At 37.9% G+C, this 11,547-nt stretch carries 11 protein-coding genes and 1 other annotated feature; of the genes, 10 read left to right on the top strand and 1 reads right to left on the bottom strand.

The genetic code is table 11. The features are described 5' to 3' along the window. The first annotated feature begins 187 nt into the window (after positions 1 to 187). The 8 genes from ACOEN1_RS10450 (at position 188) to epsC (ending at position 7,841) form a co-directional block, all read left to right on the top strand. Positions 188 to 985, top strand: a complete 798-nt coding sequence (locus tag ACOEN1_RS10450; protein ID WP_422486843.1) for a M55 family metallopeptidase — start codon at positions 188 to 190, stop codon at positions 983 to 985. An 89-nt stretch (positions 986 to 1,074) separates the two neighbouring features. Continuing rightward, on the top strand, positions 1,075 to 2,364 hold the full coding sequence (locus ACOEN1_RS10445) for an amidohydrolase (protein ID WP_422486842.1): 1,290 nt from the start codon (positions 1,075 to 1,077) through the stop codon (positions 2,362 to 2,364). Positions 2,365 to 2,500: 136 nt separating this feature from the next. Continuing rightward, the gene (locus tag ACOEN1_RS10440; RefSeq protein WP_422486841.1) at positions 2,501 to 3,043 is read left to right on the top strand and encodes a hypothetical protein; all 543 of its coding nucleotides are present in this window, start codon (positions 2,501 to 2,503) and stop codon (positions 3,041 to 3,043) included. A gap of 33 nt (positions 3,044 to 3,076) precedes the next feature. Continuing rightward, entirely contained in the window at positions 3,077 to 4,690 is a 1,614-nt protein-coding gene (locus ACOEN1_RS10435) for a carbon starvation protein A (RefSeq protein ID WP_422486840.1), read from the top strand. A gap of 83 nt (positions 4,691 to 4,773) precedes the next feature. Continuing rightward, entirely contained in the window at positions 4,774 to 5,061 is a 288-nt protein-coding gene (locus ACOEN1_RS10430; protein ID WP_422486839.1) for a hypothetical protein, read from the top strand. 18 nt (positions 5,062 to 5,079) lie between these two features. Next, positions 5,080 to 5,991 (top strand): ArsA family ATPase, encoded by a 912-nt coding sequence (locus ACOEN1_RS10425; protein ID WP_422486838.1) that lies wholly within the window; start codon positions 5,080 to 5,082, stop codon positions 5,989 to 5,991. 97 nt (positions 5,992 to 6,088) lie between these two features. Beyond that, positions 6,089 to 6,319: a binding site (T-box leader), on the top strand. A 61-nt stretch (positions 6,320 to 6,380) separates the two neighbouring features. Further along, positions 6,381 to 7,295, top strand: coding sequence for a cysteine synthase A (cysK, locus tag ACOEN1_RS10420; RefSeq protein WP_422486837.1), 915 nt, complete (start codon positions 6,381 to 6,383; stop codon positions 7,293 to 7,295). A gap of 3 nt (positions 7,296 to 7,298) precedes the next feature. Beyond that, the gene (epsC, locus tag ACOEN1_RS10415) at positions 7,299 to 7,841 is read left to right on the top strand and encodes a serine O-acetyltransferase EpsC (RefSeq protein ID WP_422486836.1); all 543 of its coding nucleotides are present in this window, start codon (positions 7,299 to 7,301) and stop codon (positions 7,839 to 7,841) included. Between the two features lie 49 nt (positions 7,842 to 7,890). Here epsC and ACOEN1_RS10410 read toward each other — a convergent pair whose 3' ends face one another. Then, on the bottom strand, positions 7,891 to 8,931 hold the full coding sequence (locus tag ACOEN1_RS10410) for a P1 family peptidase (protein ID WP_422486835.1): 1,041 nt from the start codon (positions 8,929 to 8,931) through the stop codon (positions 7,891 to 7,893). A 96-nt stretch (positions 8,932 to 9,027) separates the two neighbouring features. Between ACOEN1_RS10410 and ACOEN1_RS10405 the strand changes: the two genes are divergently transcribed. Together ACOEN1_RS10405 and ACOEN1_RS10400 are read left to right on the top strand one after the other, a co-directional pair. Then, complete coding sequence (locus tag ACOEN1_RS10405) at positions 9,028 to 10,695, top strand: 2-oxoacid:acceptor oxidoreductase subunit alpha (RefSeq protein WP_422486834.1); 1,668 nt, start codon at positions 9,028 to 9,030, stop codon at positions 10,693 to 10,695. Continuing rightward, positions 10,695 to 11,543, top strand: a complete 849-nt coding sequence (locus ACOEN1_RS10400) for a 2-oxoacid:ferredoxin oxidoreductase subunit beta (RefSeq protein ID WP_422486833.1) — start codon at positions 10,695 to 10,697, stop codon at positions 11,541 to 11,543. The genes ACOEN1_RS10405 and ACOEN1_RS10400 overlap by 1 nt, the downstream gene beginning before the upstream one ends. The last annotated feature ends 4 nt before the right edge of the window (positions 11,544 to 11,547 follow it).

Below are 11,547 nucleotides of genomic sequence, written 5' to 3'. Positions count from 1 at the left end.
TTATTCGACAAAAAAAAGAAAAGTCCTTTTTGCTTAAGGACTTTTCCCAAATATTTTTTCACTTTTTCAGTGGCCTCATAAATGCATGGATATTTTAATGTCTACAGCTTTTAAATTGATGTAAAAACCTGATTGAAATGTTATAATGATAAGTGATTAATCATTACATCTTAAGGGAGGTTTTGAATTGAAAATATACATAAGTGCAGACATAGAAGGAGTAACCGGTGTAACACACTGGGATGAGACGTCTAAAAACAAGAGTGACTATTCAGCTTATTCCCAGCAAATGACTGACGAAGTTGGAGCTGCCTGTGATGGATGCAACGATGAAGGTGCAGAGTGTATTTTAATAAAGGATGCACATGAAAGCGGAAGAAATATTGATCATAGCCAACTTCCAAAGAACTCCAAGCTTATTAGAGGGTGGGATGGAGGATTGTACTCCATGGTACAGGATCTGGATGATTCTTTTGACGGGATTGTTTTTATCGGTTACCATTCAGGTGCGAGTATCGATGGCAGTCCCTTGTCGCATACCCTTACTCCAAGTGTTCTTTCAATCAAACTAAATGGGGAACTTGTAGATGAGTTTTTATTGCACGCATATATTGCGGCTTATCATAAAGTGCCAATTTTGTTTATTTCCGGAGATAGGTCATTATGTGAGTCAGTTAAGAAGCTAAACCCATCCATTGAAACAGTTGCAGTAAAAGAAGGTAAAGGTGATTCAACAATTAGTATTCATCCTGAGATGGCCCTTGAACTTATCAGGGAAGGTGTAAGTAAGTCTCTTAAAAAGGACAAGCAAGACTTGATTCTTAACCTTCCAGAGAAATTCCTCGTGGAAGTTCAATACCCCAAGCATATGGACGCATTAAGGAATTCAAACTATCCTGGAGCAAAACTTCAGGATTCTAGAACGGTAACATTTTCAACAAATTATTATATAGAGGTACTTAGATTTATACATTTTACAGTTTAATAATTGATCAATTGTTTTTGAAGGGATTAAAGGACATATTCAGTTTAGAAAAAGGGATTGAAAAGCGAGTATACCAGTAGGAGGATTATATGAGATTGAGAATAAAGAATGTTGATATTGTAACGATTGATTCAGATAACCAAATCATTATGGATGGTAACATTTATATTGAAGACGAAATAATCACTCATATAGGTGAAGAACTTAAGGAGTATAAGGTAGACGAAACGATTGATGGCAAACATATGATAGCCTTGCCAGGATTGATAAATGCTCATACTCACATGGGAATGAGTTTGCTTAGAAATTATGCAGATGATTTGCCATTACATCAGTGGCTAACTGAGAAAATATGGCCAGTAGAATCAAAACTAACCAGCCAAGATATATATTGGGGTTCCCTTTTGAGTATGACAGAGATGATACAAACGGGGACCACAACATTTTGTGACATGTATTTTTTCATGGATGAAGTGGGTAAAGGTGCTGAGGAATCTGGAATCAGAGCCATGCTTACCAGAGGTATTGTTGAAGACAGAAATCAACCCGATAAAAAGCTTGATGAAAGTAGAGAACTTTTTAACAGATATCATAAAGCTTCCAATGATAGGTTAAGGGTTATGATTGCACCACATGCACCATATACTTGCAGTCCTGAATTTCTGATAAAGGCCAAGGAATTGGCTTCTGAACTTGGAACGGGTATTCACATTCATCTTTCTGAAACTGAGAAGGAGGTTCAGGAGAGTTATGAAATGTATGGAAAATCACCGATTGAGCATGTCTTTGACCTTGGAGTTTTTGATGTTCATACACTCGCAGCCCATTGTGTCCATGTAAGTGAAAAGGATATTGAGATTATGGCAAAGAAAGGCGTTCATGCTGTCAACAACCCTGCAAGCAATATGAAGCTCGCCAGCGGATTTGCACCGGTTCAAAAGATGATTGACAAAGGTATTTATGTTTCATTGGGAACTGACGGAGCATCTTCAAACAATAATTTAAATATGTTTAAGGAACTAAACTTGGCCGCTCTGATAAACAAAGCCATGGATAAGAACGCCATAAGCGTAAAGGCGGAGGATGCCATAAAAATGGCAACAGTAAATGGAGCTAGAGGTCTTCAATGGGAAGAACAGATTGGATCTCTGGAAGTCGGTAAACGCGCAGATATTATTCTCGTTGATATGGACAAACCACATCTGATTCCGAAGCATAATCTATTATCAGCTTTGGCTTACTCTGTATATGGAAGTGATGTAGACACAGTATTGGTAGATGGTAAGATTCTTATGAAAAACAGAGAAATGGTTACCATTGATACGGAGAAGGTAAAATATATGGCTCAAAAACAAGCAATGGAGCTTGTATCCAGATGACAAATGATCTAGATTATTAACACCTGATGATATAGGAATTCATTTGGAGATGTCGCTTTAAAGTGAGAAATTAATTGGAGATAATTTATTGACATTAATTTAGTGGAGGAGTACAATAAAGGTGTAAATTAAACATTTGTCAGAAATATATTACAGAAAGAGTGATTTGATGGAGTTGGAAGAATACTTAGAAGAATTGCAAAAAAAACTCATTAGAAGTTTTGACCTTTTCAGAAATTACGAATTGAACGATGAAAAGTTTGATTTATTTGCCAAATACCATTTAAGAGCTGAAAAATATTTTCTTACCAAATCAGCCAAAATTTATGGAATGGAAAGCAATGAATATATATTATTGAAAATGATGGAGAATCTTGATAATAGGGGACTTGAAATTATTACAAACAATGTGATTGCTTCTATTGACAAGCTTGTGGAATTACATGATGAGCATATGTCAAGTATCATAACAGGAGTTATTCTGATTGATAAACCACTAAGTGAAATAGATGATGATGTTTTAAATAAAGTATCCAGATTTAAGTACCATAAAGGCTTTTCATTCGGATTTAAGGGATGGGTCGATATTAGATTATTGCTGGTTTCTCTTAAGGATGGATCAAATATAGCAAATAAGAAGGGGAAGGAGGTAAGTGAGATTTTCAGTTTTAAGAATTAGTCAGACACTTATATTTTAAAAAGGAGGGAAATTATGAATTCATTATGGTTAATAATTTTTAGTATCATCGCATTTATCCTAGCATACGCTACATACGGAGCATGGTTAGCAAAAAAATGGGGACTTGATATCACAAAGGAAACTCCCGCTCATACAATGAGTGATGGCGTGGATTACGTTCCAGCTAAAGCACCAGTCCTACTTGGTCACCACTTTTCATCAATTGCAGGAGCAGGACCTATAGTTGGTCCAATAGCAGCATCCATGTTTGGATGGCTACCTGTAATGCTGTGGATTGTAATAGGGTCCATTTTCTTTGGAGGAGTTCACGATATGGGTTCTCTTTTTGCATCAGTTAGACATGGAGGTAGATCCATAGGTGAAGTAATTGGTCATACAATGGGTAACAAGGGCAAAAAGCTGTTTGCATTATTTGCTTGGCTTACATTGATTCTTGTAGTAGCTGCATTTACAAACATCGTTGCATCTGCATTCGTTTCAACGCCGGAAGCAGCGACATCATCAATATTATTTATTATTCTTGCAATTATATTTGGAGTTGGGGTTTATAGAAGAGGCGTAAGCCTTGCAGTTGGTACAGTTATTGGAGTAGTCCTTCTTGGAGTTGCTGTATGGGTGGGAGTTTTGTTCCCGATTAATCTATCAGTCAACACATGGATGATAATTCTACTGGGGTATATATTTGTTGCATCAGTAACTCCAGTATGGATACTTTTACAGCCAAGAGATTATTTGAACTCATTCTTGCTGTATGCAATGCTTGCTGGTGGAGTAATTGGTCTTTTTGTTCTGAGACCTGAAATTCAGCTTCCTGCATACACAAGTTTTAAAGTAGGTACAAACTACTTATTCCCAATATTGTTTATCACTATAGCTTGTGGTGCAATATCAGGATTCCATTCATTGGTTGGTTCAGGAACTACTTCAAAACAGTTAGATACAGAAGGTGACATTAAGCTGGTAGGTTACGGTGCTATGCTAATAGAAGGTGTTCTTGCAACACTGGCAATTATCACAGCAGCATATGTTACAAAAGATCAACTTGGTGTATTGACCTCAGCGGGCGGAGCACTTAACGTATTTGCTGATGGAATTGGAACCTTTATGGCTTCATTGGGATTCCCGTTCATAATTGCAAAGAACTTTGTTACTCTTGCAATTTCAGCATTTGCATTGACTTCATTGGACACTGCAACTCGTCTTGCCAGATTTATATTCCAGGAATTCTTTTCATCTGACAAAGAAGGAGCTACATCCAATGGGTTTACAAGTACATTGACAAACAAATATGTATCAACATTGATTACTGTTATCATTGGAGGAACATTGGCATTTAGAGGCTACCGATCAGTATGGCCTATATTTGGTTCTGCTAACCAGCTACTTGCAGCGCTAGCTCTTCTGGCTCTTGCACTTTGGCTTAAGAGAACTGGCAGAGAGTACAAAATGGCAGTATATCCAATGATATTCATGTTTGCAGCAACACTGGTTGCACTTGTATTGCTTATGATGGCTAACCTTGCAAATCCAGTACTTTTGGTATTCGCTGTTGCATTATTTATCCTTGCAATAGTATTGATACTTGAATCTAGAGCAGCTTTTGCAAGTACTGAAGAATTAGACTAATAACTATCTACACTAAGTGAAGAGAGAAGCTCAGGCTTCTCTCTTTTAAATAATCATTGAAATCTTGTTAGAAGGGGACTAATATGAATAAGATTAAGAAACTTATCACTGATTTTGGGCTCTTTTTCAAGGGAGCTACAGATTTTAAAGGTAGAGCCTATGAAATGCTTGAAAGCGAGACAAAAACAGAAATGGATAATTTCATTCTAATATGCTTTTCTGATCAATTGGGGATGCCCCTTCCTACCAGTTACTATACCCTGGAGCTTCTGCCTTATTTGGTTGATGAAGTCCAGGATTGGGATAAACGAATGGGAAACAGAAAAAGTGTATGGGAAGAGAGATGGTCCAATTATGATCTGGATCCTTAAAATTGATGGAGGAAGAACATGGCAAAAATAATATTTTATGGTGGTAAAGGTGGTGTTGGAAAAACAACATGCTCCACTGCCAACAGCATCAGTTATGCAGAGCGAGGTCTTAGAACACTTCTAGTTTCAACAGACCCTGCACATTCAATTTCTGATGTTCTTGGGGTAAAAATCGGAAAGAAAATAATCAAGTTAAGAGAAAATCTGGACGGTCTTGAAATTGATCCGGAATATGAAGCTGAACTGTACATCAATAAAATCAGAGATAATATGAAAACTATTCTTTCAAATGTCATTGTTGAAGAAATCAACAGTCAGCTTGATGCTGCAATGGTTTCTCCAGGAACTCATGAATCTGCACTTTTCGACAAGATATCAGATATTATTATCGATAAGTTCGAAGAATACGATATCATTATTTTTGATACCGCTCCCACAGGTCATACATTGAGAATTCTTACACTTCCAGATTTGCTTGAAGGATGGATGGGATCGCTAGCGAAAAAGCGAAAATCGATTGTGGATATGAACAAGATGGTCACAAGAAAATATGATAAGAAGGATCCTGTGCTTGAAATTCTGGAAAAGCGGCAAAAAAGATTCGCAGAGATTAAGAAAATTTTCAATGACAATGATAATGTTAGGATAAGATTTGTCCTAAATGCTGAAAGACTTCCTATTGAGGAAACAAAAAAAGCAATCAAAATGCTGAACCAATTTAATATCCCTGTGGATACACTTGTAATAAACAGGATAATGCCAGATAACATCGGAGCTGAGTTCTGGGAGAAAAAAAAGAAGCAGGAAGAAGAATACCTTTTAGATATTGAAAAAGAGTTTGAAGGCAAGGATTTTGTAAAGATACCAATGCTGGATACTGACATGAGCAAAGATACTGTGGACAGACTTTCAAAATACTTTAGTGACTAAGTAGTATGCCAATGAAAATCATGATGTAGCAATTTCGCAAATCAGCACTTGCAATTTTTAATAATCATGTTATAATTAAAAAAGAAATAAATACAAGTGATTTACTAGGAATTGGTAAAGTACATTTTGAAGAGTATTTCAGAGAGGCTGTTATTGGTGGAAGACAGCTATACAAACATTATGGAAGTGCGCCAAGGAGTAATTGGCTGAAATTGGAAGTAGGCCAACACGGGAGTTCCCGATACAGAACTAGGGCATAAATGTGCCAGAAAAGATGGGTGTTACCCAAACAGAGTGGAACCGCGAAGATATGACCTTTGCCTCTGTATAATTAATTTTATACTGAGGTGGAGGTTTTTTATTTTGTAAAAGTATAGGAGGTAGTTGGAATGTTGCACAATAATATTTTGGATTTAATCGGTAAAACCCCTGTAGTTAGATTTGACAGCAATGAAGAGGATATGGCAGATATCTATTTGAAGATTGAGAGATTCAATCCTGGTGGAAGTGTAAAGGATAGGGTAGCACTTTATATGGTTGAGGATGCTGAGAAGAAGGGATTGCTAAAAACAGGAGATACAATAATTGAGGCTACAAGTGGCAATACAGGCGTTGCGTTAGCAATGATAGGGGCAGTCAAAGGGTACAGGGTTAAAATTGTTATGCCTGATTCAATGAGTTTGGAAAGACAGAATCTTATGGCTGCTTATGGAGCTGAACTTGTATTGACTGATGGGAAACTAGGCATGAGTGAATCTGTGAACAAGGCTAATGAAATGGTTGAAGAATATGGATACTTTATGCCGGGACAATTCGTTAATGAATCAAATATAAAAGCTCACTACCAAACGACAGCGAGTGAAATATGGGAAGATATGGATGGCTGGGTAGATGCCTTCGTTGCAGGTGTAGGAACTGGTGGTACCATCAGTGGAACTGGAAGACGACTTAAGGAATTAAATCCTGATATTAGGGTTGTGGCTGTACAGCCAGTTAAATCTCCGGTGCTGACAGGTGGAAATCCAGCTGGACACGGCATACAGGGTATTGGAGCTAATTTCATCCCTGACATCTATGACGCTTCTGTAGTTGATGAAGTTATTGATATGACAGATGAAAAGGCAAAAGCAGGAGCTATAGTGCTGGCACAAAATCAAGGAATACTTGCAGGTATAAGTTCAGGGTCGAATCTGGCAGCCTCAATAGAAATTGCAAAAAGACTGGGAGTTGGCAAGCGTATCTTAACTGTATTACCAGACACAGGTGAAAGATATTTGTCTACAGATATCTTTAGGAAGGTGTAATAAATGGTCAAGTGGATTATTGGGGAAGGTAAAAATATAATGGAAAATGATCCTGCTGCCAAGTCTCTGGTAGAAGCAGTTCTTTTTTCACCGGGGTTAAAAGCTGTGGCATATCATAGAATAGCAAATAGATTCTACAAAAAAGGAAATCTCCTATTGGCAAGAATGATATCTCAGAGAGCAAGAAGAATAACAGGTATTGAAATTCATCCTGGAGCGACACTGGGGAAGAGATTGTTTATTGATCACGGAATGGGAATTGTAATCGGTGAGACTGCAGAAGTTGGAGATAATGTTACAATATATCATGGCGTTACTCTTGGAGGCATAGGTGGAAGCAAAAACGAAAAAAGACATCCAACAGTTAATGATGGAGTAGTTATTGGTGCAGGTGCTAAAATTCTCGGACCAGTTAAAATTGGCAGTAATTCAAAAATAGGTGCAAATTCAGTGGTTTTAAAGGATGTCCCAAATGGCTGTACTGCTGTCGGAGCTCCTGCAAGGCTTATTTCCATTGAAAGAAAAAATCACATGAAAATTGTATAGTCTAATAAAAATACCATCTACCTTAAGAAATTAAAATAGATGGTATTTTTTATTCAAAAATATCTTTAAAATCATGGAGACTATAGATTTTTTTACCATATCTATCTACTGCTGGACTGGCGTATAGCATCGAGTTGATGATTGATTCCTCTGTTGCCTGGACAGTTGCTAGAAACACCATATCCATGAAATCCTCATGAAGTACTTTTTTATCAACAATCGGGACTGCAGAATAGTGATCAATTCTGTTCGCAGTACTGAAACCGATGGCTATTTCCCCACTTCCGTTTCCAGAATAGGCACCTGTTCTAGCAATACCCGACTGAGTTCTTTTAAGAACTCTGGTCAACTGTCTTGAATCCAGTGGTATATCTGTTGCCAATACAACAATGATTGAACCTTTATCAGGTTGACTTTTTGGAGATGTTCTATTCTTGATTTCTTTACCAATTGGCTTCCCATAAACTGAAAGATCCTCCATAGAACCGAAATTTGAAAGTACAAGGACGCCCAGATTAAAGAAGCTATTTCCAACTTTGACTGTTCTTGATGATGAACCGATACCTCCTTTAAGTCCATAACACACCATACCTGTGCCTGCTCCAATATCGCCTTGTTGAAAGCTTTTCCCTGCATTCCCCAAAGCTTCTAACATATGTTCTTCCTCTAGAAGCAAAGATCTTATATTGTTTATTTTACTGTCATTGCATTCACATACAACAGGATTAATAGTACCAGTGGTGTTTCCAATATCCGGATTATCTTGGAGCATATATTTGACCAGAGCTGAATAGCCAGTGCCCACAGCAAATGTATTGGTTAGTAGAATTGGAGTTTCAAGGGACCCCAGTTCCTGGAGTTGAAGGATTCCTGCTGATTTTCCAAATCCGTTTATCACATGAGCTGATGCTACCAGTTTCTCTCTGAAAACATTACCCTGAGCCGGTATTATTGAGGTGATACCTGTTACACTATCGTTCTCCATATAGGTGTAGTGTCCAATTTTGACTCCAGGTACATCTGTAATTACATTTCCAGGTCCTTTGCCAATTAAGGTTTGCAAGCTATCTGTGTTTTCAGGTAGACTCATAAAACCACTTCCTTTCTTGTCTAATCAAATGGATAAATATTACTATCAAGGGTATATACTAATCATATGATATAGGCTAAAGGGGGGAGATGCAAGATGAATTATACAGTATTAATTGGTGGTGCAGCAGGACAGGGTATGGACACATTGTCTGAACTGCTTACAAAATCCTTAAAGAGATATGGTTTTTTTGTATTTAAGCACAGTGATTATATGTCCAGAGTGAGGGGAGGACACAATTTCATTCAAATCAGATTTTCAGACAAACCAGTGTATACATACGAGGAAAATATTGATATTATTTTTGCTTTAAACAAGGAAACCATAGATGTACATCAGGGGAGACTAAAGGAAGATGGCATTATTCTGGCGGATAAAGAAGTTTCGGAAGAAGAAGATGTTTTATCTTTTAATATGGAAGAAATAGCAAAAAAAGCAGGAAATTCAAAAGCCATGACATCAGTGGGAATGGGTTCCATCATAAAAATGTTAGGATTGAAATCCGACAAGGCACTGAAGGTAATGGAGGATACTTTTAAAGAAAGCATTCTCGATGTAAATATGGATGCTTTTGCCAAAGGTTATGAGATGGTAGAAAATAGATTCAACCTTGACAGTATGGAGGAAGGTAGAATACTAATTGACGGTAATACGGCTGTTGCAATGGGAGCAGCTGCTGCAGGATGCAGATACTATTGTGGTTATCCAATGACGCCTTCAACTACGGTTATGAGCAATATGAAAAAGTGGAGCCACGAGCTGGGCATTTTTACTGAACAAGTGGAAGATGAAGTGGCTGCATTGAATATGGCTTTGGGAGCATCTTATGCTGGTGTTAGAGCGATGACAGGATCATCAGGTGGTGGAATTGCTCTGATGTCAGAGGCACTTAGCCTTGCAGGAATTATTGAGACTCCAGTAGTTATTATCAATGTTCAAAGGCCTGGTCCTGCAACAGGTTTGCCAACGAGAACCGAACAGGCAGACCTTAGGTTTGTAATGCACTCAGGACATGGTGAGTTCCCAAGAATGGTAATCAGTTTAAGGAATGTAGAAGATGCCTTTTACCAAACAGCAAGGGCATTCAACCTGGCTGAAAGATATCAAATACCGGTAATACTCTTAAGCGATCAATATCTGGCAGACGGTGCTACTACAGTTGAACCATTCGATTTTAAGAAGGTTAAGATTGAAAGATCTCTCTATGAAGACAAGTTACCTGAAGGCAGATACAAGAGATACGAATTGACAGAGTCAGGTATATCACCTAGAATTATTCCGGGAAAAATTGAAGACAAAGTTGTACTTGTGGACAGTGATGAACACGACGAATACGGTAATATAACAGAAAGTGCACAGGTAAGAAAAGACATGGTAGACAAGAGAAACAAAAAGGGAGCATTGCTTGAAAGTGAAATACAGGAACCGTGGTTGATTGGAGTAGAAAGTCCAGAAAATCTGGTAGTATGCTGGGGATCTGTATATGGACCAGTAAAGGAAGCTGTAGAATTGTTGAAGGAGGAGGGAATCTCGATTGGAGCATTGGTTTATGGAGACATATATCCTTTCCCGGTTAAACTTCTGCAAGAAAAGTCAAAGAGTGCAAAGAGAATTATTGACATTGAGAATAATTCAACGGCTCAACTGGATGGACTGATGCGAGAGTTTGCATTGATTAAAAGTGACATACAGATCTTAAAGTATGATGGCAGGGCTTTTAGTATTGATGAAGTATACAGAAGAATAAAGGAGGTAATTAAATAATGACATGTGAATATGAACTTTATGACCCGTCATGGTGTCCAGGTTGTGGAAACTACATGATTATAAAAGCTTTAAAGCAGGCATTGGAGGAGCTGGAAATACCGCCTCATATGGCTGTGATAGTATCAGGAATTGGGCAGGCAGCAAAAATGCCTCACTACATTGGTGCCAATGGATTTAATGGTCTTCACGGAAGAGCATTACCTCCAGCAATAGGAATCAAGCTTTCAAACAAGGACTTAACGGTTATTGCTGAATCAGGAGACGGAGATACTTACGGAGAGGGTGGTAATCACTTTATCCACACTATAAGAAGAAACATAAATATTGCTCACTTTGTACATGACAACCAGATATATGGACTTACAAAGGGACAGGGATCTCCAACAACTGCTATGGGACAGGTTACAACTCTTCAATATGATGGAGTCAAGGTTGAACCAGTCAAGCCTCTGGCGCTTTCTCTTACAATGGGTGCAGGTTTTGTTGCCAGAGGATTTTCTGGAGACATTCCTCAGCTGGTTGAATTGATGAAAGAAGCTATTCTATTCAAGGGATATGCTCATTTGGATATATTTCAACCATGTGTGGTCTGGAACAAGGTAAATACTTTCCAATGGTATAAAGACCGTGTCTACAAACTACCTGAGGATTATGATCATACAGATTTTAACGCAGCTTACGCAAAGGCTTTGGAATTTGGAGACGAAATACCAACAGGAATACTTTACAAGGTTGAAAAAGAGACATATGAGGACAGGTTTGAATTTATAAAAGATGGTCCACCATTGGTTGATGCAGAACTGAATCCGATGGATGCTGAAAAACTTCTAAAAGACTTCTATTAAAGGT

Origin of the sequence: Gudongella sp. DL1XJH-153, assembly GCF_049310905.1 — a bacterium.
Taxonomy (GTDB): Bacteria; Bacillota; Clostridia; order Tissierellales; family Tissierellaceae; genus Gudongella.
This window is presented reverse-complemented; position numbering and strand designations above follow the sequence as displayed.

Excerpts from the sequence above, each read along its gene's own strand:
- ACOEN1_RS10400 (WP_422486833.1), top strand. The coding sequence starts at position 10,695 with ATGACATGTGAATATGAACTTTATGACCCGTCATGGTGTCCAGGTTGT.
- ACOEN1_RS10410 (WP_422486835.1), bottom strand. The coding sequence starts at position 8,931 with ATGAGTCTACCTGAAAACACAGATAGCTTGCAAACCTTAATTGGCAAA.
- ACOEN1_RS10430 (WP_422486839.1), top strand. The coding sequence starts at position 4,774 with ATGAATAAGATTAAGAAACTTATCACTGATTTTGGGCTCTTTTTCAAG.
- epsC (WP_422486836.1), top strand. The coding sequence starts at position 7,299 with ATGGTCAAGTGGATTATTGGGGAAGGTAAAAATATAATGGAAAATGAT.
- ACOEN1_RS10425 (WP_422486838.1), top strand. The coding sequence starts at position 5,080 with ATGGCAAAAATAATATTTTATGGTGGTAAAGGTGGTGTTGGAAAAACA.
- ACOEN1_RS10445 (WP_422486842.1), top strand. The coding sequence starts at position 1,075 with ATGAGATTGAGAATAAAGAATGTTGATATTGTAACGATTGATTCAGAT.
- ACOEN1_RS10405 (WP_422486834.1), top strand. The coding sequence starts at position 9,028 with ATGAATTATACAGTATTAATTGGTGGTGCAGCAGGACAGGGTATGGAC.
- cysK (WP_422486837.1), top strand. The coding sequence starts at position 6,381 with ATGTTGCACAATAATATTTTGGATTTAATCGGTAAAACCCCTGTAGTT.
- ACOEN1_RS10435 (WP_422486840.1), top strand. The coding sequence starts at position 3,077 with ATGAATTCATTATGGTTAATAATTTTTAGTATCATCGCATTTATCCTA.